Source organism: Faecalispora jeddahensis, from assembly GCF_000577335.1.
Lineage (GTDB): Bacteria > Bacillota > Clostridia > Oscillospirales > Acutalibacteraceae > Faecalispora > Faecalispora jeddahensis.
The window spans coordinates 1-25,124 of record NZ_CBYL010000011.1; the positions used below are offsets into that span (position 1 = coordinate 1).

The 25,124-nt window shown below is 53.5% G+C and carries 21 protein-coding genes; 17 read left to right on the forward strand and 4 right to left on the reverse strand.

Annotation, left to right across the window (positions count from 1 at the left end; all coding sequences use genetic code 11):
- The first annotated feature begins 606 nt into the window (after positions 1-606).
- From TY09_RS05970 to TY09_RS06005, 8 genes are all read left to right on the forward strand, one after another.
- Positions 607-2,127, forward strand: a complete 1,521-nt coding sequence (locus TY09_RS05970) for an ATP-binding protein (RefSeq protein ID WP_042431955.1) — start codon at positions 607-609, stop codon at positions 2,125-2,127.
- Positions 2,120-2,818: a response regulator gene (locus TY09_RS05975; RefSeq protein ID WP_042431957.1), complete on the forward strand. Its 699-nt coding sequence runs from the start codon at positions 2,120-2,122 to the stop codon at positions 2,816-2,818. The genes TY09_RS05970 and TY09_RS05975 overlap by 8 nt, the downstream gene beginning before the upstream one ends.
- Before the next feature lie 313 nt (positions 2,819-3,131).
- On the forward strand, positions 3,132-3,530 hold the full coding sequence (locus TY09_RS05980) for a hypothetical protein (RefSeq protein WP_042431960.1): 399 nt from the start codon (positions 3,132-3,134) through the stop codon (positions 3,528-3,530).
- Positions 3,527-6,427 (forward strand): cation-translocating P-type ATPase, encoded by a 2,901-nt coding sequence (locus TY09_RS05985; protein ID WP_042431962.1) that lies wholly within the window; start codon positions 3,527-3,529, stop codon positions 6,425-6,427. The genes TY09_RS05980 and TY09_RS05985 overlap by 4 nt, the downstream gene beginning before the upstream one ends.
- Entirely contained in the window at positions 6,424-7,077 is a 654-nt protein-coding gene (locus tag TY09_RS05990; RefSeq protein WP_042431965.1) for a potassium channel family protein, read from the forward strand. The genes TY09_RS05985 and TY09_RS05990 overlap by 4 nt, the downstream gene beginning before the upstream one ends.
- Before the next feature lie 13 nt (positions 7,078-7,090).
- Positions 7,091-7,759 carry a potassium channel family protein gene (locus tag TY09_RS05995; protein WP_042431967.1) on the forward strand — a complete coding sequence of 223 codons (669 nt, stop codon included), beginning with the start codon at positions 7,091-7,093 and terminating at the stop codon, positions 7,757-7,759.
- 269 nt (positions 7,760-8,028) lie between these two features.
- Entirely contained in the window at positions 8,029-8,517 is a 489-nt protein-coding gene (locus TY09_RS06000; protein WP_042431969.1) for a DUF2975 domain-containing protein, read from the forward strand.
- 9 nt (positions 8,518-8,526) lie between these two features.
- A complete protein-coding gene (locus TY09_RS06005; RefSeq protein ID WP_009059817.1) occupies positions 8,527-8,757 on the forward strand; it encodes a helix-turn-helix domain-containing protein in 231 nt (76 codons plus the stop codon).
- A 184-nt stretch (positions 8,758-8,941) separates the two neighbouring features.
- On the opposite strand, the gene TY09_RS06010 is transcribed toward TY09_RS06005, so the two are convergent.
- The gene (locus TY09_RS06010; RefSeq protein ID WP_009059789.1) at positions 8,942-10,108 is read right to left on the reverse strand and encodes an MGDG synthase family glycosyltransferase; all 1,167 of its coding nucleotides are present in this window, start codon (positions 10,106-10,108) and stop codon (positions 8,942-8,944) included.
- A gap of 341 nt (positions 10,109-10,449) precedes the next feature.
- On the opposite strand from TY09_RS06010, the gene TY09_RS06015 reads away from it, so the two are divergent.
- From TY09_RS06015 to TY09_RS06050, 8 genes are all read left to right on the forward strand, one after another.
- Positions 10,450-12,111 (forward strand): VanW family protein, encoded by a 1,662-nt coding sequence (locus TY09_RS06015; RefSeq protein WP_042431971.1) that lies wholly within the window; start codon positions 10,450-10,452, stop codon positions 12,109-12,111.
- A gap of 99 nt (positions 12,112-12,210) precedes the next feature.
- Positions 12,211-13,203, forward strand: a complete 993-nt coding sequence (locus TY09_RS06020) for a glycosyltransferase family 2 protein (RefSeq protein ID WP_042431972.1) — start codon at positions 12,211-12,213, stop codon at positions 13,201-13,203.
- Between the two features lie 335 nt (positions 13,204-13,538).
- On the forward strand, positions 13,539-15,437 hold the full coding sequence (locus TY09_RS06025; RefSeq protein WP_042431975.1) for an NAD(+) synthase: 1,899 nt from the start codon (positions 13,539-13,541) through the stop codon (positions 15,435-15,437).
- A 534-nt stretch (positions 15,438-15,971) separates the two neighbouring features.
- Positions 15,972-17,417, forward strand: a complete 1,446-nt coding sequence (locus TY09_RS06030; RefSeq protein WP_042431977.1) for an alanine/glycine:cation symporter family protein — start codon at positions 15,972-15,974, stop codon at positions 17,415-17,417.
- Between the two features lie 206 nt (positions 17,418-17,623).
- Positions 17,624-18,652 (forward strand): methionine ABC transporter ATP-binding protein, encoded by a 1,029-nt coding sequence (locus TY09_RS06035; RefSeq protein ID WP_042431980.1) that lies wholly within the window; start codon positions 17,624-17,626, stop codon positions 18,650-18,652.
- A complete protein-coding gene (locus tag TY09_RS06040; protein ID WP_009059790.1) occupies positions 18,642-19,304 on the forward strand; it encodes a methionine ABC transporter permease in 663 nt (220 codons plus the stop codon). Before TY09_RS06035 ends, TY09_RS06040 begins: the two co-directional genes overlap by 11 nt.
- A gap of 41 nt (positions 19,305-19,345) precedes the next feature.
- Entirely contained in the window at positions 19,346-20,200 is an 855-nt protein-coding gene (locus TY09_RS06045) for a MetQ/NlpA family ABC transporter substrate-binding protein (RefSeq protein ID WP_009059800.1), read from the forward strand.
- A 220-nt stretch (positions 20,201-20,420) separates the two neighbouring features.
- Entirely contained in the window at positions 20,421-21,164 is a 744-nt protein-coding gene (locus TY09_RS06050; protein ID WP_042431982.1) for a MerR family transcriptional regulator, read from the forward strand.
- A 123-nt stretch (positions 21,165-21,287) separates the two neighbouring features.
- On the opposite strand, the gene TY09_RS06055 is transcribed toward TY09_RS06050, so the two are convergent.
- The 3 genes from TY09_RS06055 to TY09_RS06070 form a co-directional block, all read right to left on the reverse strand.
- On the reverse strand, positions 21,288-22,124 hold the full coding sequence (locus tag TY09_RS06055; RefSeq protein ID WP_042431984.1) for a pirin family protein: 837 nt from the start codon (positions 22,122-22,124) through the stop codon (positions 21,288-21,290).
- A gap of 364 nt (positions 22,125-22,488) precedes the next feature.
- Positions 22,489-22,848, reverse strand: coding sequence for an arsenate reductase family protein (locus tag TY09_RS06065; RefSeq protein WP_042431989.1), 360 nt, complete (start codon positions 22,846-22,848; stop codon positions 22,489-22,491).
- The gene (locus tag TY09_RS06070; RefSeq protein ID WP_009059816.1) at positions 22,848-23,057 is read right to left on the reverse strand and encodes a YwbE family protein; all 210 of its coding nucleotides are present in this window, start codon (positions 23,055-23,057) and stop codon (positions 22,848-22,850) included. The genes TY09_RS06065 and TY09_RS06070 overlap by 1 nt, the downstream gene beginning before the upstream one ends.
- Before the next feature lie 639 nt (positions 23,058-23,696).
- On the opposite strand from TY09_RS06070, the gene TY09_RS06080 reads away from it, so the two are divergent.
- A complete protein-coding gene (locus TY09_RS06080) occupies positions 23,697-25,106 on the forward strand; it encodes an MATE family efflux transporter (protein WP_242824533.1) in 1,410 nt (469 codons plus the stop codon).
- The last annotated feature ends 18 nt before the right edge of the window (positions 25,107-25,124 follow it).

The following is a 25,124-nucleotide window of genomic DNA, read 5'->3' on the forward strand; positions in this document are numbered from 1 at the left end:
CTTCTGTCGGAGTAGCTTTCGTTGTTAAATCAATCTCATTGGCCTTGCCGTCCTCTGCTCCCGCCACAAACGGCAGCATCTGCAGCGAAACCAGCAGACACATAATGGCCGCAAGCACTTTTTTTCCTATCCCTTTTTTCATGGTATAACCTCCTCAAGTATGCTTCGCCTGAATTTTAAACATATGATCAATCAGATATAAAAACACTTTCTCACTACTCTTTCATCCATTTTATCGAATGGAAAGCAATAATACAATAATGATTTGCATTTTCTCCGTTATGCTGATTTATATGGTCACAAACTGGCAATTGTAAGTGTTTTATTTTGGAAATCATCTAATCAACTTGTTAGCTATTTCAAACCATTTGACGGCATATATTTGGGATTTTCCACCTGTGCACAATATCTGCGTGATGTAACTGCTCTCATTCATTTTGAAAACACAAATATAATTTTATAAATTGTCTTGCATTTCGGTCAGGATGGAAATACACTAGGAAGAAACGGCGAAATTTCCATTTGACTGTTACTGCCGGAAATTCGTCCGATAGAAAGCGGCCTGCACTCTTTTTGTGGGTTCGCAGAGAAGGAATGAAAGTCACCATGGCGCATAAAAACCAAATCAAAACCGCACTTCTGCATCTAGTTATCGTACTTGCTCTGCTGCTGTCAGCAGCGGGAATCGGATACCTGCTGCGCGGCCTCGGACTGCCGGAAGCCAACATCGTGATCGTCTTCTTCCTGGCCGTTTTATTGACCCCACTTCTGATTTCAAGCTACGCCTTTGCCATTCTGGCATCTGTGCTTGCGGCTTTTCTGTTTAATTTTCTGTTTACCGAACCATATTTCAGCTTTGCGGTAAACGCGCCCAGCTATATGATCACCCTGTTCATCATGAGCATTGCGGCCCTGCTGACCAGCACGGTGACGTTTCATGCCAGACGGAACGAACGCAGCGCAAAAGAGCGCGAACTCGAATCGCGGGCCCTTTACGCTTTGACCAATCTGCTGACAGACGCGAAAACCTTTCCCGAAATTGCGGAGCTGGCGGCCGACACCATCAGCAAATCGGTATGCGCGGGCGCGGCCTGTTTATGCTTTGACGAGAACGGCAAGCCGGAGGATTCCTACATTCAATGCCTGCCGGGGCAAGCGGTACGGCGCCGTACCGAGGATGCATCAGACATCTTACAGCGCCTCTCTGATTTGGACGCGGGTTTTGTCGCCGGCCCTGTATTTTACGACTGGCCGATTTACGCAAAGGATTCGATTCTGGGGCTGATCCGGCTGCCGAAAGAGAAGGCGCAGCGCCTGTCTCCGGCGCAGGTCCGGATTCTGCGCTCCATGATTGAAAGCACCGCCCTTGCGATGGACCGCTTTCGGGCCTCTCTGCAGCGGATTCGCCTGCATGAAGAAACCGTACAGGAGCGCTACCGGGTCAACCTGCTGCGCGCGATCTCCCACGATCTCCGCACGCCCTTGGCGGGAATGATGGGAACCTCTGAAATGCTGCTCGGGATGACTGACAGCTCTGACCCCCGCTACTCGCTGATGGAAGGAATCCATCATGACGCGGGCTGGCTGCATTCACTGGTAGAGAACATCCTCAGCCTGACACGCCTGCAGGACGGCATGCTCGCCATCAGCAAGCAAATGGAAGCCGCTGAAGAAATTCTGGGCGGCGCCGCACGCTACGTTATGCGCCACCATCTTGGATATGACATTGAGGTTCACGCGCCGGAGGAGCTGTTTCTTGTTCCGATGGACGCAAAGCTGATCAGCCAGGCGCTGATCAATTTGCTAGAAAATGCAGTAAAGCATACCGATCCGCCCGGTGAAATCTGCGTTTCTGTCGAAGAGGACAGGGAAAGCCGCAGCGCGGTCTTTTCCGTTCGGGATCGCGGCAGCGGGATCGGGGGAGCTGATCTTCCCCATATTTTCGAGCTGTTCTATACCTCTCACGCAAAAGAATCCGATTCGCGCAAGGGGGTCGGGCTGGGCCTCGCGATCTGCGATACGATCGTAAAGGCTCACGGCGGAACCATCTGGGCGCGCAACCGCACCGACGGCCCCGGTGCAGAATTTGTATTCAGCCTACCATTGGAGGAGGAAAACCATGGGTGAATCCACTCATAAAATTCTGGTCGTGGAAGACGACAGGCAAATTCAAAGCTTTATCGGCTATGCGCTTGAGCAGGACGGTTTTTCGTACCTGAGCGCAAACTCCGGGCACAACGCCATGAGCTTTTTGATTTCTGAGCCGATCGAGCTTTTGCTGCTGGATCTGGGCCTGCCGGACTGCGACGGCATGGAGATCATCAAACGGGTGCGCGAGTGGTCGGACATGCCCATCATCGTCGTTTCCGCCCGGGATCAGGACAGAGAAAAGGCGGCGGCGCTCGACGCCGGCGCGGACGATTACCTGACGAAACCGTTTTCCGCCACCGAGCTTTTGGCGCGTATCCGCGTAGCCATCCGGCATCTGCGCAGGCAGAGCGGCGAAAAGCCCCAGGCGGTGTATCAGGTGGGGGAACTGAAAATCGATATCGAGAAGCGTCTGACCTATCTTCAGGGAGAAGAGCTTCACCTGACCCCCATGGAATACAATCTGCTGGCTTTGCTGTTCAAAAACTGCGGCAAGGTGCTGACGACCCAATATATCATTCGCGAGGTATGGGGAGTCGGCTACGGCAGCGATACCCAGGCCCTGCGCGCACTGATGGCTGCACTGCGCCGCAAAATTGAAAAAAACCCGGCAAAGCCGCGCTACATCGTAACGGAAATCGGCGTAGGATACCGGCTGGTAGACGAATAATTTTTCTGTTTTTACCATGTAAAAATCTTACTGGAAAAAGGATTCTTTTCTATTATTAATGAAAAAGACCCGATGCGGAACAATATCTGCATCGGGTCTTTTTTGTTTGCCGAAAACACGAGAGCCGCCGAAAAATCCCGAAAAACAAGGCGGCAAACGCCGCAAAAAAACGAATATTCCCTGAAACAAACGAATCCGTTCTAATTCTCACAGGATTCTCACACCAATGTCTGTCTTTTCACACCCAACTCACAGGCTCTTCGCTAAAATAAGAACGGAAATCGAGAAAGGCAGACAGGCAAGGTGATACAGTATGAAATCTGCAGCTCCCATTCAACAACAGGAACTGACCAAGCTTTGCAGAGATGCAAAGCTGCTGATTGAGGAAGAGAAATACGAAGAATGCAAACGGCTGATTTCAAACGCCATGGGTACTTTTCCCCATGCACCGCAGCCCCACAACTTAATGGGAATCCTTCTGGAGCAGGAAAACGACGTCCTCGGAGCGATGCGGCATTTTCGGTCCGCCTGGGCGCTGGATCCGACTTACCTGCCGGCTCGATACAATTTAAACCGGCTTGGCAGCCTGACTCCCGACAGAAAATGTGCCTATGAAGAATCAGACTGCGGCGAACCCCTTCATCTCGCGTTTTGTACCCGGCGGGATCCAAATGGAATTATACATGTTATGGAACGGAGAGCAGAACGATGAAAGAATCAAACGTACAAACGACCACTCAACAGCCGGCTGCACCGCCGGTCAACGATCTGCCGCGTAAAATCCGGCAGCTGCCCGTATCGGAAGTATACGGAGCGCTGGACACCGCAGAGCAGGGCATCTCCCCCGAAGAGGCGCAGGTGCGCCTGAAAAAATACGGCAAAAATACGATTCAGGAAAAGAAAGGTCAACCGCTGATCTGGAAATTTCTTTCCAACTTTACACACCTGATGGCGATCCTGCTTTGGGTCGCCGGTATCGTCGCGCTGATCGCGGGAATGCCGGAGCTGGCCATTGCCGTCTGGATGGTCAACGTCATTAACGGCGTATTCAGCTTCTGGCAGGAATTCCGCGCCGGCAAGGCGACCGAAGCTCTGAAAAAGCTGCTGCCGGATTACGTCCGCGTGCTGCGCGGCGGCGAGGAGCTTCGCCTTTTGGCGGAGGATCTCGTCCCCGGCGACATTATGCTGCTGTCGGAGGGCGATATGATCTCTGCCGACGCACGTCTTGTCGAGGACAACGACCTGCGCGTCAACCAGTCCACACTGACGGGCGAATCGAACCCCGTGCATAAGGCGCGCGATCAGGTGCTTCGCACCGACATTTCCACTGTGGAGTCGCCGAACCTGATTTTCGCCGGAACAACGGTTTCCTCCGGTACCGGCAAGGCAATCGTCTGCTCTACCGGAATGGACACCGAGTTCGGCCGTATCGCGGGTTTGACCCAGAGCCTTAAGGACGAATCCAGCCCCCTGCAGAAAGAAATGGGCAACCTGACAAAAAAAGTTTCCGCCATCGCCGTTTCGATCGGCGTAGTGTTCTTTATTCTGGCGATTTTCCTCGCAAAATCAGAGCCTGTGGCGGCATTTATTTTCGCCCTGGGCATGATCGTCGCCTTTATTCCAGAGGGTCTTCTCCCCACCGTTACTTTATCTCTCGCCATGGGCGTGCAGCGCATGGCCAAGCGCAACGCGCTGATCAAGCGCCTGTCCGCTGTCGAGACGCTCGGCTGCACCACGGTGATTTGCACGGATAAAACCGGAACACTGACCCAGAACGAAATGACCGTCAGCAATGTCTGGCTCGACGGCCGCAACCTCGAAGTGACCGGGGTCGGCTACAACGCTGAGGGCGGACAGATTCTGGAAGAAAACGGCCGACCCGCCGACAAGGACAACAGCGACCTGTGCCAGCTGCTGACCGGCGCCGGGCTGTGCTGCGACGCCAGACTGCTGCCCCCCAATGAAGAAAATAACCATTATACCGTTCTCGGCGACCCCACGGAAGCCGCTTTGCTGGTTGTTGCAAAGAAGAACGGACTGAATCTGGATGAGCTTTCCACCACGATTCCCCGCCTGCGCGAGCTGCCCTTTGACTCGGGCCGCAAGCGCATGAGCACCATTCACCAGCCCCTGAGCGGCAGCCGCCTGGCGTATGTAAAAGGCGCGCCGAAAGAGGTGCTGGACCTGTGCACCCGCCAGCGCAGAAACGGAGTGGTTTCTGCCATGAGCGACGACGAACGCCGCCACATCATGACGGTGAACGACGAATACGCCAAAAAAGGTCTGCGCGTCCTGGCAGTGGCCTGCCGCGAGCTGGCCGGCGAAGTCGCGCTGCCGACCAGCCTGAGCGAATACACCCCCGAGCTGATCGAGCAGGATCTGACCTTTCTCGGCCTGATCGCCATGGTCGACCCGCCCCGCCCGGAGGTTGCCGCCGCCGTGAAGAAATGCCACAAGGCCGGCATCCGGATCATCATGATCACCGGCGACTACGGCCTGACCGCGGAAAGCATCGCCCGCCGCATCGGAATTGTTTCCGGCAGCCACCCCCGCATCATCACCGGTCTGGAGCTCGAAAACATGAGCCAGAATGCCCTGGAGGAAGCGCTCAAGGATGAAGTCATCTTCGCGCGTGTTGCCCCGGAGCAGAAGCTTCAGGTCGTCAGCGCCTTGCAGGATATGAAACAGATCGTTGCCGTAACCGGCGACGGCGTTAACGACTCCCCCGCGCTGAAGAAGGCGGATATCGGCGTTGCGATGGGCCGCTCCGGAACGGACGTGGCCAAGGAAGCCGCCGACATGATTCTGACCGACGACAACTTTGCCTCCATCGTCAACGCGATCGAGGAAGGCCGCGCGGTATACAGCAACATCCGCAAATTTGTTCTTTATATTTTCAACAGCAACATGTCCTGCGCCGTGCCGATGGTTTTGTACCTGTTCTCCGGCGGACTGATCCCGCTGCCCCTGACGATCATGCAGGTTCTGGCCATCGACCTCGGTACCGATATGGTGCCCGCCATGGGCCTTGGCTCTGAAGCGCCGGAGGCGGGCGTGATGGATGCGCCCCCGCGTTCCAGAAAAGATGTTCTCCTCAATCGCCCCTTGATTTTCAGGGCTTTTCTGTGGTACGGTATGCTTGAAGCAATCTTCGGTATCGCCGCATACTTCTTCCTGAACTTCCTGATGGGCTGGCCCGCGATTCCGCTGGCTTCCGAGGGGATCGCATACCGGATGACCACTTCTATTACCTTTGCCGCCATCGTGCTTTCGCAGGTGGGCGCGGTATTCGCCTGCCGTACAGATCGTACGTCTGTATTCAAGATCGGTTTGTTCAGCAACCGCCTGATTCTGGTGGGTATCGCGGTGGAATTCACGCTCCTTGCGTGCCTTGTTTTCCTGCCGCTGCCGTTCCTGCACAGTCTGTTCAACACGGCACCCCTGCCGCTGAATCACCTGGGAATGCTGCTGTTCATCCCGTTCGCCATGTTGTTGCTGGATGAGGCGCGCAAATGGTTCCTGCGCTGGTCGGACCGCAGAAAGAATCATAATAACGACCAACCCCATACTAACATGCCCAAAGACGCAAAAAGGGAGGCTATTCGATGAAAATCATTATTGTAGGGTGCGGACGCAACGGCTCCGGCCTTGCGCAGGCCATGAGCAAAGCCGGTCACTCCGTTACCGTCATTGACTCTGACCCGGCAGCGTTTGAACAGCTCGGCAAACACTTTCAGGGAAAAACAGTAGAAGGCATCGGCTTTGATAAAGATGTTTTGCAGAAGGCGCAGATCGAGCGCACCGACGCGCTGGCGGCCTTTACCTCCAGCGACGAATCGAACGCCGTGATCGCCCGCATCGCCAAAGAGATTTACCATGTACCGAAAGTGGTCGCGCGCCTGTACGACCGCGAAAAGGCCGAGATTTACAAGCGTCTTGGCGTACAGACCCTCTCCTCCACCATATGGGGCATCAAGCGTGCATCGGATTTGCTTTCGTACTCCACTCTGAACCAGGTTTACAGCTTTGGCAGCGGCGAGGCGGAGCTGGTGCGCGTGGAGCTGCCCACCCTTCTGGCAGGGCACCGGGTGAATGAACTGACGGTGGTCGGCGATATTCACGTTATCGCGATCGAGCGCGACAATAAGACCCTGCTGCCGACGACCGGAACGGTTTTTCAAAAGGGCGACGTCGTGTATATCGCAGCAACCTCCGCTTCCGGCGGTCAGCTGCGTAAACTGCTCGGCAAAACGATGTGAGGGGGATAAAATCATGAAGGTAATTATTGTCGGCGGCGGCCAGGTGGGCTGCTACCTTGCATCGCTTCTGATTGAACGCGGGCACAAGGTCACAATTATTGAAGCAAAGGATAACCGGATAGAGGTTCTGAAAAGATCCCTGCCGCACGATACGATTCTGCAGGGCAACGGCGCGGAGCCGAAGGTACTGGAGGCCGCCGGTATCCGCCAGGCAGACGTTGTGGCCGCCGTGACCGGCTCGGACGAAAACAATCTGGTGGTCGGCACGCTGGCCCGCCTGGAATACGGCGTGCGCAGAGTGATTGGCCGTGTAAACAACCCGAAAAACGCATGGCTGTTCACCCCCTTAATGGGCGTTGACGCCGCCGTGAACCAGGCCGATCTGATGGCGCGCCTGGTAGCGGAGGAAATGTCGATGGGCGACATGATGACGCTGCTGAAGCTCCACGGCGGCAAGTATTCGCTGGTCGAGCGCATCGTAAGCCCCGGCTCTTCTGTACAGGGCAAGCTGCTGCGCGATATTGAGCTGCCCACCGAATGCGTGCTCGTCGCGGTCATCCGCAACTCCGACCTGCTGATTCCCCGTGGCGAAACTATGTTGCAGGGCGGCGACAAGGTCGTGACGATCGTCCATATCGACCAGCTGGAGAATATGGAAAAGATTCTGGGCGCGGGTGTGTGATACAAAAAGGATTTGATTCCGTTTCCCTTTATCAAACAGAGTCTGGAACACATCCTGTACCGCCAAATTGAATGTTTGAAAACAAGGTATTTTCCATGTGGAATGATACCTTGTTTTTCTTTGCCGAAAAACGGACTGCCCCCTGTAATCCAAAACTTGATCATATATTACAATACAGATAATTTTATCTTAATATCAATATTCATTTATTGACAAACGATAAATCAATGCTATAATCGAGTTACCAATAAAAAACAGAGGGTGATTTTATGAAGCAGCGTGTCACAACCATCTTTTTAAAAATCGTCATCGTCCTGATCGGAATTACCTCGCTCATTTTCGGCGTTTTTCTTCTGCCCAAATTTGCAAACGCCATGTCTGTATTGGTGCCGACGGCGGCATTTTTCAAACTTCCATTCCTGATTTGTATGTATGCGGCAATGATCATTTTTTTCTTTGCGCTGTATCAGGCAATCAGACTGCTGCACTATATCGACAATGGGAAAGTGTTTTCCGATGCATCCATCAAGACGCTGAAAAATATGAAAATAGCGGGAGCGCTGATGACTGCGCTTTTCTATTTGGCCGGTATGCCGGCCGTATATCTCGTGGCACAAATGGAGGATGCACCCGGTCTTGTCATCATCGGCTTTGGCATGGCTTCCATGCCGCTTATCGTTGCAACCTTCGTGGCTGTTCTTCAAAGATTGCTGCAGGAAGCGATCATCATCAAATCTGAAAATGATTTTACAATTTGAGGTGAGCACATGGCAATGATAATCAATATTGATGTGATGCTCGCAAAAAGGAAAATGAGTGTGACAGAACTGGCTGAAAAAGTCGGCATAACGCTGGCAAACCTTTCTATATTAAAAAATGGCAAGGCAAAGGCGATTCGTTTTTCAACCTTAGAAGGGATTTGTAAGGCTTTGGACTGTCAGCCCGGAGATATCTTGGAATATCAAAATTCCGAAGCATCGCAAACCGAAACGGAATGAAAGATAAATTCGTTGGTAAATACAGGCAGAGGATTCCCATCGCTTGATCCGCTGCGGCGTTTTTCAGGAATAAAACATCCTTAACGAACAAAAAATGGAGCAGCTTTTACGCTGCCCCATTTTTCAAATTGAATCAATTCTGTTTTATAAAGGATCATCCTTCCCGGCTTTTTACGCCGGCGTGCTATTTGCCGAATGCGGCGGTATCTTCCTTTTGCTCTTCCACCAGCTCGTAAATCAGGGACAGAATGTTTTTGGATGACTGTGATTTATCGAAGCTCTGGCAGGACTGCCGCATCTTCTCAAGTTTTTCGCGGTTGCTCAGCAGTTCAGAGATCGTGCCCGCGCAGTCGTCACCCTTGCGGATCCTGACCGCCATATCGTGGCTCATCAGGAAATTGGCGTTATCCTCCTCCTGACCGGGGATCGCGTCGAACACCGCCAGAGGAACGTTGCAGGCCAGTGCCTCCGACACCGTCAGGCCGCCGGGCTTTGTGATGATCAGGTCGGACGCGTGCATGTACTTTTCCACTTCGTTTGTAAAAAAGACCAGCCGGGTGTGCTTGCAGCACATTTGAGGGCTCAGACGGCACTCTTCGATCTTATCCTCAAAGGCCTGGAACAACTTTTCGTTCCGGCCGGTGATGACGATGATCTGGAACGGCAGGTCCAGACAAACAATATCCTCATAAATCTGGAGGATGTTCGAAACGCCGAAGCTTCCCGCCATGATCAGAATGGTAAGCTGGTCGCGCTTCATTCCAAGTTCTTCCAGCAGCGCGGCCTTGTCGGTCTTGTCGAAAAACACATTGTAAACCGGAATGCCGAATGGGTACACGATTTCGCGGCGCACGCCCATGGCCTCCATGTCCGGCACCATGTCTTCGCTTGACACCACATAGGCGTCCACATTGTCCGAAATCCACGCCTTATGCGGGCCGTAGTCCGTCATGATGCAGATCAGCGGTACTCTGACCTGCCCTTTTTCCTTTAAATGGGAAACCATTTCCGTTACAAAGGGGTGTGTTGCAATGATCACATCGGGCTGGTATTCCTCAAATAAGGGCAGCAGCCGCTGACTGAACAGGCTGTTAAATTTTGGCACCATCTGGGCCAGGGGATTTTCCTCGTTGGATTTCTGGTACAGCAGACCAAACATTTTCGGGGTTTTCGTGGCCAAAAAATGATATCCCTCGCAAATTGTTTTATCTAAGATCGGATGAATGGTTTTCAGCGCATCCACCACTCTCACTTCAACATCTGTGGTGTTCTCCAAAAGATACGACTCAATTGCATGGGATGCACGTAAATGGCCGCCTCCGGTTGCCGCAGATAAAATAAGAATTTTCACCTGAAGGTTCCTCCTGTGAGAACGGAACGGTTCCGTTCTGCATATTTTCAAAATACAGTCCCGGCCCGGCAGTGCAGAAATGGAAAAGTCTGCATTTCTTGCCGCAGGGCCGCGTATCTATACAATATAGTATTTCCCACTAAGTTTCAAGCCTTGATATGTAAATATTTTACGGAAAAAACGGCCTTTCGAAACTTATGTAAAAGCTGTAACTTTACATTCCTTTGAAAAGGCGATAAAATAGACTCGCGAAAAGCCTTATTGTTATTGTTTTGCCGCGTTTTCGGCTTTCCCCCGGGAGTGCGCAGGACAAATTTTGTTTCAGGAAGGAAGGATTTTGCATGAATCAGCTGACTCATCTCCACCAGGAAGACTCCCTGACGGATCTGTATTCTTCTTCCCCGAAACACAGCAAAAACGGCTCTGGCCGGTGGAAGAAGATCGCGGCAGCGGCGGCCGGCGTCCTCATTCTGGGCGCGGCTGTATTTGCGGGCGTCTCTTACTACCAGCAGCAGGAGAAGGCGAAGAACGATGCCAATCTTTTACAGGCGGATACCTACTACACCGGAACGGTGGTAGAGGGAATCGACCTGGGCGGAAAGACCAAGGAAGAGGCCCAGAAGGCTCTGGAAGCCGCCGAACCCGGTCTTTTGCCGAAAATCGACATCAAGCTGACCTATGGCGATAAAAACTGGACCCTCACCGCACAGGATTTGGGATACAGCTTCAACACGCAGGAGGTTCTGGACGAAGCCTACGGCTATGCCCGCATGGGAAATAACGAGGAACGCCTGAAGCTGATCGAAGAGCTGAAAACGACCCCGAAAACCTACAGTCTGACGGCAACTTCTGACGAAGCGGTGTTAAAACAGAAGCTTTCTGAAATTGAGCAGGCTGTCAATGTTTCGCCGGTCAACGCAACGGTTGCTTCTTTCGATACCGCCACGGCCACGTTCCAGTACAAGGACGGAAAAGACGGCCTTGCCGTGGAAAGCGACTCGCTGCTTTCTCAGGTGAATGCCCTGGTGGGCGGCAGCGGAACGGGAACGATTGAGATTCCCGTTAAAACGGTTCCCTTTGATGTGACACAGGCCCATCTGAAGAGCCATATGCAGAAGCTCGGCACTTACACGACCGTTTCCACCAACACCGCGGACGGCAACCACAACATGAAGGTTGCCTCGGCAGCCATCAACGGCAAGGTGATCGAACCCGGCGCCGTATTCTCGTTTAACAACGCCACAGGTGACTCGAATCTTCCCGAAAACGGCTACCGCAAGGCCGTGGCCATTTCCGGCGGAAAGAAAGTGCTGGAGTATGGCGGCGGCGTATGCCAGGTATCCTCCACATTATACGGGGCGGCCATCCGCTCCAACATGGAGATCACCAGCCGCGCCAATCACATGTGGCAGTCCTCTTACGTCCCTCTTGGCCTCGACGCAACCGTCAGCTATCCATACTTGGATTTTCAATTTAAAAATCCTACCGAATACCCGGTATACATTGTGGCCGGCATGACCGGCACAAAAGTGACGGTAACGCTTTACGGCTACCAGCCTCCCGATTATGATAATATCGAGGTCGTCTCGCAGCAGACCGGTACTGTCGCGCAGCCTGAGGATCAGTTCGTGGTGGATTCCTCCCTGAAAAAAGGCGAGAAGGTTCTTGACCGCAAGGGCAACGCCGGTATCCGCGCGTCTGCCAAACGCATTTTCTACCTGAACGGCAAGGTGGTCAAAACAGAAACTCTGCCGAGCAGCTATTACCGCGCCATTGCGAACATCTACAAGGTAGGTCCCGGGACCGAAGGAACCACTTCTTCGACCCCGGCCTCTTCCTCTTCTGCCGCTGCCTCTTCGAAGCCGGCGTCGAGCGCACCGTCTTCCTCTGCGGCTTCCTCCTCACAGGCTTCGTCTTCTTCCCACGCATCGTCTCAGCCTGCTTCTTCTCAGCCGAATACGGCATCTTCCGACTCCTCCGGACAAACGGAATCGGGACAATAACAGCCCCGCAAAGAGCATTTTGCCTGCTCCTGCACCCGGGCATGTATCAACCTGCGCAAAAAGCGGGATACTAGTTTCGAATGAAAGGAGAAATGAGCTTTGCCGAATCAAACAAAACTCAAAGACCCCAAAATCAGCGTGGTAATTCCCGTCTACAATGTGGAGCCTTTTGTCGGCAAGTGTCTTTCCACTCTGGTTCACCAAACATTTCAGGATTTTGAAATCATCGCCGTCAACGACGGTTCAAAAGATGGTTCTCTCGCTATTCTTCGCGAATTCGAGCGGAATTATGTCAATATGGTCGTGATCGATCAGCCCAATGCCGGCATGTCTATGGCGCGCAACCGCGGAATGGAGGCCGCCCGGGGCGAATACCTCTGTTTTGTAGACAGCGACGACTATGTTTCCCCCTACTTTTTGGAGGAGCTGTACCGCGCAGTTACCGAAAACGGCGCCGACATTGCCTGCTGCTATTATTATTACCACTTTGTCCGCTCGGATGTATTGTACAAGTACCCCTTCCGTTGCCACGGCGTTTTCAGCCGCGATGTAGCCATGAACAAGCTGCTGCACGACACCCAGATTCAGAGCCTTGTATGGAACAAAATTTATAAAAGAAGCCTGTTTACCGATTACGGTATCACCTTCCCCACCATGGCGTTTGAGGATCTGGCCACAGCAAATAAATTATTTTCACATGCAAATAAGGTTGTAGTTGTGGACAAAGCGCTGTATTATTATAATCAGCAGAGTACCAGCACCTTGGCTACGATCAATGCGGACAAGATCAACGACTTTATCCGTGCCACGGCCATGGTTCGCGCCACGCTGGAAAGCGTGGGCGTTTACTCTGATTACGAAAAGGCTTATCGGGCTCTTTGCCGCAAGACCGGCATGTGCTGTCTTTATTATGTGCTGAAGATGCACCTGCGGGAGAGAAAGGGCGCCAACTGTCTGAGCAATCTGAACAGGGTGCGCCGCGGCGTCCATTACTGCGGCAGCAAGCAGTTCACACTGGAAAACCTGCGCCGCCATATGCCGGACGTCACCGTTTGTCCGCCTGCACTAAAAGAAAATTATTCCACTCGATAAAGAGGGCGCGCGATTAGCGCGCCCTTCTGACCGTTGAAGCATCACGCGGCCGTAAAATCATTTCTCAATTTTACTTACGCCATTGCCGTGTATTCATAGGGCAGCTGCGCCTGCAAATGTTAGGCAGGTTCCTTGCTTTGCAGCATTTGCCGCCCTGCAAGCTTCGGCGGCCTGTTCATATGTTCAGCAAGCCCGGCGGCAGCTCCTTATGCTGGCTCTGACAAACTGACTCTGCCCGGCTGCGCGCCGAAAAACTCACTAAGATCAGAAAAACGGAAGTAATCCGCCGGCTGCGCAAACCGGCGCCGATTCATTCCAAATGGAGGAACATTCCTATGAAAGACGGATTTTTCAGAATCGCCGCCGCTACCCCGGTGATTCGGGTAGCGGACTGCCAGCACAACGGATCCGCCGTGATTGACCTGATGCGCGAGGCAGAACAGCAGCAGGTGGGGGTTGTGGTATTCCCCGAGCTGTGCCTGACGGGCTACACCTGCGGCGACTTATTTCGCGACAGCACCCTGATCGCGGGTGCGGAAGCGGCCTTATCACGCATCCTGCGTGAAACGCGCGATATGCGCATCATCGCCGTGATCGGCGTTCCCGTTGCGCTGAACGCCGAGCTGTACAACACCGCCGCCGTAGTCCATCAGGGCCGGATTCTGGGGCTGGCCACCAAGCGCAGCATTCCGAATTATTCGGAGTTCTATGAAGCGCGTCACTTTTCCCCCGCTTCCGAGACCCGCGAAGTCCCGTTCTGCGGACAAGCTGTGCCGATGGGCGGCGATTTGATTTTCCGCTGCCTTTCCATCCCCGAGCTGGTGCTGGGTGTGGAAATCTGCGAGGATTTGTGGATGCCGGCACCACCTTCGGCCAATCTGGCTTCCTGCGGGGCAACAGTCATTCTGAATCCCTCCGCAAGCGACGAGGTGATCGGCAAGCCCTCTTACCGCCGCGCGCTCGTCACCGGGCAGTCGGCCCGGCTGATTGCCGCCTATGCCTACGCGGACGCGGGCGAAGGGGAATCCTCAACCGACATGGTATTTTCCGGACATAACCTGATTGCCGAGAACGGCACTCTTTTAGCGGAGGCGCCGCTGTTTACCACCGGCCTGACCTGCGCGGACATCGACCTGCAGCGCCTTATCCAGGAACGCCGCCGCATGACCACCTGGCAGAGCGGCTGCTGCTGCACGACGATCCCGTTTGATCTGACCCCTGCTCCGCTGGAGCTTCGGCGTACCTTCCCCTGCCTGCCGTTTGTGCCGTCCGATTCCTCCGATCTGTACGACCGCTGCGAGCTGATTCTGACGATGCAGGCCGAGGGCTTGAAGACCCGCCTGCGCCACACCGGCGGAAAATCCGCCGTGATCGGTCTTTCCGGCGGGCTGGATTCCACTTTGGCGCTGCTGGTCACGGTACGCGCCTTCGATTCCCTGCATCTTCCCCGTACGGGAATCACAGCGGTTTCGATGCCGGGCTTCGGCACCACCAGCCGGACAAAAAACAACGCTTCCGGCCTTGCGGAGAGCCTGGGGGTCAGCTTCCGCGAAATTTCCATCGCCGCCGCGGTCGAACAGCATTTTAAGGACATCGGCCACGACCCGCAGATACACGACGTCACCTACGAGAATTCGCAGGCGCGCGAGCGCACGCAGGTACTGATGGACCTCGCCAACCAGACGGGGGGAATCGTCATCGGCACGGGCGACCTGTCGGAGCTTGCGCTCGGCTGGGCCACCTACAACGGCGACCACATGTCGATGTACGGCGTGAACGCCTCCATCCCCAAAACGCTGGTGCGCCACCTGGTTCGCCATGCGGCGGAAAACAGCCAGCCCGGGGTGCGCGAGCTGCTGCTCGACATTCTCGATACCCCCGTCAGTCCCGAGCTTTTGCCGCCGGTCAACGGCGAAATTTCTCAGAAAACAGAGGATTTGGTCGGGCCGTATGAGCTGCACGACTTCTTCCTGTTCTACATGCTTCGCTTCGGCTTCCGCCCGAAAAAAATCTACCGCATGGCGCGCATGGCATTTGCCGGCGCCTATGACGACGAAACGATCAAAAAGTGGCTGCTGATCTTCTACCGCCGCTTCTTTGCTCAGCAGTTCAAACGCTCCTGCCTGCCGGACGGCCCCAAGGTGGGTACCGTAACGCTGTCGCCCCGCGGCGACTTCCGCATGCCAAGCGACGCAAGCTCCCGTTTGTGGCTGGACGAAATCGAGTCCTTGTAATCAAAGACGTTTTTGTTCTACCCCGCCTACGGCGGGGTAGAACTTTTTATCAGTTGCTTTGAAAGCAAACAGCCCAACCAGTAAGAGCGAATGAAAAAGTGTTTCTGACGCATCTGTTAAAAGCGCTTTGAGGTTCTCTTCTCCTACGGCGGAGGAAACTGCCATTAATTGACGATATGCACGAATGAAAAGCGTTTTTGGAATGCCTCTGTTAAAACAACTTAGAGTTTCTCTCGCCTACGGCGTAGGGGTCTGCTGTTTGATTGACAATACGCGCGAGTGAAAAAGCGCGCTTTTAGAATACACCAGTTGAAAATAGATTGGACTTCTCTCACCAACGGCATAGGGGCCTCTGCTTGATTGGCAGTATACGCAAATGAAAAGGACGGCTTTGGAATACACCAGTTGAAAACATCTTAGGTCTCTCTCGCCAACGGCGAAGGGGGCCTGTTGTTTTTTGACGATACGTGCGAATGAAAAGCGCGCCTCTGGAATACACCTGATAGTACAGGTTGTAGGAGGAGGCGCTTTCTTTTGAAAATTTCTGCGGTGATTCAGCAGCTGAACGATGTTCTGCATCCTCTGCTGTGGGGCTGGCCCGTTCTGGCCGCCATTCTGCTGGCGGGGGCAAATTTCACCTTCCGTTCGGGCTTTTTCCAGTTTACACATTGTAAACTCTGGTTCAAAAATACTTTCGGTAAACTTTTCAGCCAGAATTCACGTGGTCGGGACGGGATTTCCCCCTTTCAGGCGGTTTCTACCGCGCTGGCCGGTTCGATCGGCACCGGCAATATTGTGGGGGTCGCCACCGCTTTGACTCTCGGCGGCGCGGGCGCGATCTTCTGGATGTGGGTCTCGGCGCTTCTGGGTATGATGACGATCTTCTCTGAAAACGTGCTGGGCATGAAATACCGGATCAAGAATTCAGACGGCACCTGGCTGGGCGGCGCGATGTATTACCTTGAGCGCGGCGTTCACAGCAAGGGGCTGGCTGTGCTGTTTTCCATCGGCTGCGTGCTGGCCTCGTTCGGGATGGGGAACATGGCGCAGTCGAATTCCATCGCCGGTGCACTGCAGGACACCTTCGGCGTCGCCCTCCCCGTTACCGGGCTGGTGCTGGCCGTTCTGCTGGCAATCATGACCTTTGGCGGCATTCGCCGGATCGCCCGTGTTGCGGAACGTCTGGTTCCCTTTATGGCGATCAGTTACCTGCTTGCGGCGGGGATCGTTCTGTACTGCCACCGTCAGGCACTGCCAGAGGTGTTCCGGCAGATTATGGAGGAGGCTTTCGGCCTGCGGCAGGCGGCCGGAGGAATCGGCGGGGCGGCGATGGCGAACGCGATGAAGACCGGCGTTTCGCGCGGCGTGTTCACGAATGAGGCCGGGCTAGGCAGCTCGGTCATGGCGCATTCCGGCACCACACTGAAGGAGCCGGTGGAGCAGGGGATGTGGGGCATTTTTCAGGTGTTTCTGGACACGATTATCATGTGTACGGTAACGGCGCTCGTCATTTTATGCAGCGGCACGCTTTCGAGCGGAAAAGACGGTGCAGCGCTCTCGGCCGCGGCCTTTTCTTCGGTATTCGGGAACTATGGAGGCGCGCTGATCTCTGTGTGCATCTCACTGTTTGCGTTTGCGACCCTTTTGGGGTGGTCTTATTACGGCGAGTGCGGGGTGCGCTACCTTGTGGGCAACCGGGCGGTACCCGCCTACCGGATTCTGTTTGCCCTCTCGGCAATTGCGGGCTGTACGCTCGACCTGCATCTCGTTTGGGGAATCAGCGATATTTTCAACAGCCTGATGGCATTCCCGAACCTGATCGCCCTGTTCCTGCTCAGCGGCGAAGTGCTCGACGAAACCACTAACTATCTGGCCAAGTGCCGCCAGAAAGAGAAAGCGGAGGGAAAGCGCAGCCTTTCCGCCAGAATCCGGCGGAGTTATTCCTCGCACAGCCAAAAATACGAGAGCAATAAATTTTAACTATACCTTTAAATAGATAAACCCTATATGATTTATAGGGTTTTTTCGTTGACAAATAGAAAGACGCTCTCTATAATGAGTGTATTCCCCAGAGAAAAAGGATTTCTTTTTTTACAAAACCCCGTTTCTGGCGCTATGCTCCCCATTTACTATCCGAGCGTTTTGGTATATACTAAGAGGGTTATTGTAGAAAAGGAGGGAATTTTGTGGCATCTCAAACTTTGATTGAGATTCAGGAGCTGGAAAAGACATTCCAAACCAAAAATGGCACTGTTCACGCCTTAAAAGATATTAATCTGCAAATTCGGCAAGGGGATATATTCGGGATCATCGGCATGAGCGGCGCCGGAAAAAGCACTCTGGTGCGGTGCATGAATCTGCTGGAGCGCCCCACGGCCGGCCGCGTGTTGTTCGACGGCAAAGACATCGCGAAGCTGAATGATCTGCAGCTTCGCACGGTACGCCGTTCCATGGGAATGATCTTTCAGCAGTTCAACCTGCTGATGCAGCGCACCGCAGAAAGCAATATCTGCTTCCCGCTGGAAATTGCCGGGGTGGACAAAAAGACCGCAAAGGCACGAGCCAAAGAGCTTTTGGAGCTGGTGGGCCTTTCCGACCGCGCAAAATCGTACCCGTCGCAGCTTTCGGGCGGGCAGAAGCAGCGCGTGGCGATTGCCCGTGCTCTGGCCCCGAACCCGAAGGTGCTTTTGTGCGATGAAGCCACCAGTGCGCTGGACCCCACCACAACCGCTTCGATTCTGTCTTTGCTCAAGGACATCAATCAGCGGCTGGGCATCACCATTATCATTATCACGCACGAGATGAGCGTCATCGAGCAGATCTGCAACCGGGTGGCCATCATCGACAAGAGCCATATTGCCGAGGTCGGCAGCGTGGAGGAAATCTTCTTCCGTCCCAAAACCGCCGCGGCACAGAAGCTTGTTTACCCGGACGGCCGCAAGAGCGAGCCCTTCTCGGCGCAGGACGCCGGCGCTACCTGCTACCGGATCGTATTCGACGGCAACTCTTCGTTTGAACCCGTGATTGCGGACATGGTGCTGGAATTCAAAATCCCCGTGAATATCATCTATGCGGATACGAAAAATATTGACGGCAAGGCATTCGGCCAGATTGTCATTCAGGTTCCTCAGCAGGAATCCCTGCGGGAAAATATGCTGCGTTATCTGCAGCGACGCGGGTTGACGGTGGAGGAGGTGAGCGGCTATGTGGGATAACACCACGATCCAGATGCTGCTGGTCGGCATTGGGGAATCCTTATATATGACCGTGTTTTCCGCTCTGTTCGGCTATGTGATCGGCCTGCCGCTCGGCATTCTGCTGGTCATCAGCGCAAGGGACGGAATTCGCCCCAACGCTCCGCTTTACAAGGTGCTCGACGTGATCGTCAACATCACACGTTCGATTCCCTTCCTGATTCTGATGGTCATGGTGATTCCGCTGACCCGGCTGATCGTGGGTACTTCCCTCGGTTCCACCGCGACCATTGTTCCGCTGACACTCTCAGCCGCGCCGTTCATCGCGCGTATGGTGGAGTCCTCCCTGATGGAGGTCGACAAGGGCGTGATCGAGGCCGCTCATTCCATGGGCGCATCTGATCAGCAGATCATTTTTAAGGTGCTGCTGCCGGAGGCGGTTCCTTCCCTGATCAACGGAGCGACCATCGCCATTGCCACGATTCTGGGGTATTCCGCAACAGCCGGTTTTGTCGGCGGCGGCGGACTTGGCGCAATTGCGGTCAATTACGGTTACTATCGCTATCAAACCGATATTATGCTCGTCACGGTTGCCCTTCTGGTCATTGTGGTGCAGATTTTCCAGGAAATTGGAATGCGCTCCGCCGGGAAAAGTGATAAGCGTAAGTCTTAAACATAAAATCGGTGTGAAAATTGTATGGAGGTATATTGACAATGAAAAAAATTCTTTCTCTATTATTGGTTGCGGCCCTTTCTGTTTCTGCTCTGGCAGGCTGCTCCAACGGTTCCTCCGCCAGCAGTGCGGCGACGGCTTCGGAACCCGCTTCTTCCACAGCAGAGCTGCAGACCATTAAGATCGGTGCATCCCCCACGCCCCACGCGGATATTCTGAAGAAGGCCAACGAGCTGCTTAAGGACAAAGGCTACCAGCTCGACATTCAGGAATTCAACGACTATGTGCAGCCGAACCTTGCACTGGAAAACAAAGAGCTGGACGCAAACTACTTCCAGCATATTACCTATCTGAATGACTTCAACAAGGAAAAGGGTACTCACCTTGTTTCCGCAGGAGATATTCACTATGAGCCCTTCGGCATCTATGCCGGCAAAACCAAATCTTTGGATGCGCTGAAGGACGGCGCGACCATCTCGGTTCCAAACGACACCACGAACGAAGCCCGCGCGCTTCTGCTGCTGCAGGATCAGGGCCTCATTAAGCTCAAGGATGGCGCAGGCATCACCGCCACCAAGAACGACATCACCGAGAACAAGAAGAACCTGAAGATTCAGGAAATCGAAGCGGCCCAGACCGCCCGTTCCCTGCCCGATGTTGACCTTGCTGTCATCAACGGCAACTATGCCATCGCCGGCGGCCTGAAGGTTGCCGATGCGCTTGCCGCTGAGGCTGATACCTCTTTGGCTGCCACCGCTTACGTGAACGTGATCGCGGTACGTGACGGCGATGAGAACAACCCGGGCATCAAGGCTCTGGTAGAAGTTCTGAGAAGCGACGACATCAAAAAGTATATCGAAGACACCTACGCGGGCGCTGTTGTCCCTGCAAAATAAGCATTCCTTTAAAAAAACAGTCCGGTTTTCTCCGGACTGTTTTTTTATATCAATTAATGGGAAAACAGCAAGCCTTCCCCACTTCTACGGGGGAAAATTGAACGGCGCTTTGAACAAATACATCACGCATTAATAAAAAATTTGAAAAAATGATAAAATACCTATTGACTCTGACGCGGCGTCATAGCTTATGATACTCTTTGAAAGGAGGAATTCCCATATGAACACCAACGAGGTTGCGGGCCTGACCGGCCTGAGCGTGCGCACGCTGCATCATTACGATGCAATCGGTTTGCTGTGCCCGCAGCGGAACCCCGAAAACGGGTACCGAGAGTATTCCGAAGAGAATCTGGATCGTCTGCAGCAGATCCTGTTCTTCAGGGAATGCGGTTTTCCCCTTTCTGTCATCCGCGAGCTGATGGAAAACCCCGAATTTGACCGGGAGCAGGCATTTCAGATACAAAAAGCTTACCTGGTGCACGAGCGCCGTCGGATCGACACCATGCTGGACACCCTACTCAAAACACACAAAACATGGAAAGGAGAAATCACCATGACACCGAAAGAAAAATTTGAAGGCTTCGATTTCTCGAAGAATCCTTATGAAGAAGAAGCGCGGCGCCGCTGGGGCGACGAAACGGTTCAGAAAAGCAACGACACGCTTTCCGATCTGGGAAAAGAGGGGCAGGAGAAGATCGCGCAGCAGATGGAAGACATCTTCCGCACGCTTGCACAGTTCCGCCAGCTTCCGCCGGATTCCCCCGAGGTGCTGGAGAAAGTCGGACAGTTCTATCATTTTCTGAATGACAATTTCGGCTATCACTATTCGCCGGAAGCTTTCGCAGGACTGGGTCAAATGTATGTGGACGACTCACGCTTTACCGAAAATATCGATAAATACGGCGAGGGTCTTTCGGCTTTTCTGGCACAGGCCATGAAGCACTATGCCGACACTTTGAACTAACGGCACCGAGTGATAACAGGGAAAGGATTTGCCCCTATCAAAACAAATCCGACCATACAAAGCGGGAGCGAGCCCTTTTCAGGGGCACGCTCCCGCTTTCTCTTTATGATTATGAAAAAGGAATCAGTCTTTTACGAAGGTGCCTTGTTCCAGCTCCAGAAAAGCCTGCTGCAGCTCCTGACGGGTATTCATCACGATCGGACCGCCCCAGGCAATCGGTTCTTTCAGCGGAGGGCCGCTGAACAGCAGAAAGCGTACGCCCTGTGCGCCCGCTGTGACCGACAGCTCTTCTCCCTCACGGAACAAAACCGCATGCTTTTCCTGAATCTCTCCATCCTGCTCTGCAAAGCTGCCTTCTCCGCACACTACATACACAAACACCGTATCCGCAGCGGGAACGGTCAGATTCCATTCGCAGCCGGAGTTCAGCGCAACGTCCAGCATCGTCATCGGAACAAATTCGCCCTGCCCGGGGCCTGCTGTGCCCTGGTAGCTGCCGGCAATCACGCGGGTGGTGCCTGCCTCGGTTTCCACCGCAGGTACCTGCTCGGCACGAATATCATGATATTTCGGGGCTGTCATTTTATCTTTGGCCGGCAGGTTCAGCCAAAGCTGGACACCGAGCATACGGGGGCTTTCCTTCGGCATCTCCTGATGCAGAATGCCGCCGCCCGCCGTCATCCACTGACAGCAGCCGTTATCAATACTGCCCTTATTGCCGAGGCTGTCACCGTGCTCGATCGTTCCCTCAATCAGATAAGTGACAGTTTCGATCCCCCGGTGCGGATGCCACGGAAACCCTTTCACATAATCAGCCGAATCGGTAGAATCGAATGCGTCCAGCATCAGAAACGGGTCGAAATCCTCTACGTCCGGGCGGCTGATCACGCGTACCAGACGCACCCCCGCGCCGTCATATTGTGTACTTCCGGTAACTGTATTACGAATGGTTCTTCTCATGCTGTATTCCCCTTTCCGTCCTCTTTGTTTTTTGATTAATTTTGATAATCATTCTCATGTTATTATATCATAACACACTGTTCCGAATTTTGCCAGACCTTACTTTCCACTGCCGGAAGATGACTTTTCTCTTACTTTGTGGTATACTAAAACCAGAAAGGATGAGTGCTGATGGAAAAAATGATTCCGCGGGACAAAATGAGCAAATCACAGCGCAGAAAGCTGGATCTGCAAAAGCGCGCCGGTTGGGGCAGCCTGAATCCCGTAACCAGAAAAACGCCGAACGGCAAAGCCTATAATCGAAAAAAGATTCAAAAGGGAGTGGATGAAGAGTTCCGCCGTTTTGAATCTTTTTCTTTTTGCTTTATTTCAGCAGAGCCTCTTCCCATTCTTTCTCGCGGAAGCCAACCAGCACGGTTTTCCCGTCTGTCAGAATCGGCCGCTTGACCAGCATTCCGTCGGTGGAAAGAAGCGCCAGCTGCTGTTCCTCACTCATATCCGGCAGCTTTTTGGAAAGCTCCTGCTCCCGGTAGGCTATGCCGCTGGTGTTAAAGAATTTTCGCAGCGGCAGCCCGGATGCACGGTACCATTGCGTCAGCTCCTCCTGCGACGGATTCTGCTCTTTAATATTCCGCACCTCGGCGGAAATCCCATGCTCTTTCAGCCAGCGTTCGGCCTTTTGGCAGGTGGTGCATTTGGGGTAACATACAAATAAGCGCTCCATTATGATTCCTCCTGTTCTTCTATTACATACTGTACCCGGCCAACAATACCGGATTCCAGCATTACCTTAATGCCATGCGGATGATTCGGGCTTTTTGTAAGCAGGCGTGCAACCCGCCCCCGCGTCAGCCGTCCCGTTGGCTGATCCTGCTTTTGGACGACGTCTACCAATGACCCAACCGTTATATTTTTTCTTTGCTTTCCATCCATGGGTTTGATACTCCTTTTATTTTCAAAAAAGATTCTCTTCTAGATTTATTCTTCTTAGGATGTCTTAACCTGTGTCTTATGCTGGGGCGGACTTGTTTAGCACCGTAGAAGGCTTTCGTTCGCGACAGATCAGACCGTTTTCTTTGCGGATTTTTTTCGCGATGTGAATGCAGGATCAGCCTGTCTGCTGGCACATACACCCGAAGCTTTGCTTCGGTTTGTGCCGCGAGGTTATTATAACACAAATTCCATCCATTCCCAAACCATTCCCCACAAACCGCCGTGATTTTTCAGGCTGGAAGAAGCATCTGTTTCTCGCAACCTGTGAAATTCTTCACGTGTTTCTGCAAAAGGCTATCAGCCAATTGCAGGATATTTTCATTCAGAAATTTCGGAAAGGGAATATTGACAGAAAAACGCCCTATTTTTCTTTTTCTTTTGGGGCCGTTATCCCGTGACAAACCACCGTTTTCGTTGTATAGTAATACACATTAACAGATTTTTTATTTTTCGTTATTTCAGCACCTTGTTTCTGAAAAATCTGGTCGGCGCTTTGCATCCCAGTCTAATGGACAACGGCGCTTTCTTCGCCGGTACGGCCTCGTACCCTTGCCCAAATACAGCTTTAAAGGAATTGGTGTGATCTTGTTGCACAGCAAAACGCTTCTCATCATAAAACAGCGAACCTCTTACTTACTGGAGAAGTATCTCTCCGGAAAAAGCATCCACTACCAGCAGGTTCTTGCGCTGGCTTTGCCCATCTTTTTGGAGCAGGCCTTTATTCTGGGCATCAACTTTTTTAACACAGCCCTCATCAGCACCGCGGGCGTTGCGGCAATCAGCGCCGTGAACATGGTGGATTCGCTGAATCTGCTGATGACGACGATTCTGGTAGCGGTAGCCACCGGCGGCACGGTAGTAGTGGCGCAGTATCAGGGCAGCCGCAATCAAGAGATGGTGTCGCGCTCGACCGAACAAACGGTAGCGGCGGTTCCTCTTCTGGCACTGGGCCTGGGTCTCGTCCTGATTCTGTTCCGCGACCCGATTTTGTGGCTGCTGTTCGGCAGCGCCGACGCGGACGTTTTTTCAAACTCACGTCTCTATCTTTTGGGCAGTGTTCTTTCTTACCCCGCGTTTGGCCTGTACCAGGGCTGCGTCTGCTGTCTGCGCGGTGTAGGGCGCACCCGGCCCGCTCTGGCGCTGACTTTGATCACCAATGTGTCTTATGTGCTTTTGAATCTTCTGTTTATCTCTGTATTCCACTGGGGCGTGGTCGGGATGGCCGTTGCGGTGAATATCGCACGCGGTCTGGGTGCGGCCTGTTCCCTCCTCTTCCTCACCCGCCTGGACGATACTCTCCATTTTGAGTACCGGGGCGCTTTACGTCTTAATAAGGATATTCTGAGACGAATCATGTACATCGGCCTTCCCTTCGCGGCGGAACAGGTGTTCTTTAACGGCGGCAAGCTGCTGACGCAGACCTATATTGTCGCTCTGGGCACTCTGGCAATCACGGCGAACGCCATTGTCTGGTCGATCATTATGGTGTTGCAAATTCCCAGCAACACCATCAGCCAGGTTGCGGTGACGATTATCGGCCAATGCATGGGACGGCGGCAGGTCGACGATTCCCGCAAATTCATCCGGACATTTGTGATCCTCTCGAGCATATGCTATTTGATTATGCTGCTGGTCGTACAGCCGCTGCTGCCCGGCCTGATCGGCGTTTTCAACCCGCCGGAGCAGATCATTCCCGAAATCCGGCGCATCGTGATCGTGACCGCGATCGCCATGCCCTTCGTGTGGTCACTCAGCTTCATCATTCCCGCCTCCATCCGCGCGGCGGGCGACGCCAAATTCAGCTCGGTTGTTTCTTTGTGCTGCATGTGGACCCTGCGTGTTGCCGGCGGCTGGCTGCTGGCTATTCCGTTCGGCTTGGGACTCATCGGCATTTATGTGGCGATGATCCTCGAATGGACGGTCCGGTCCGGAATCTTCCTATTCCGGGTGAAGGGCAACAAATGGTATGCGCATCACCTGATTGACTAAATGCCCCAAAACAGGAAA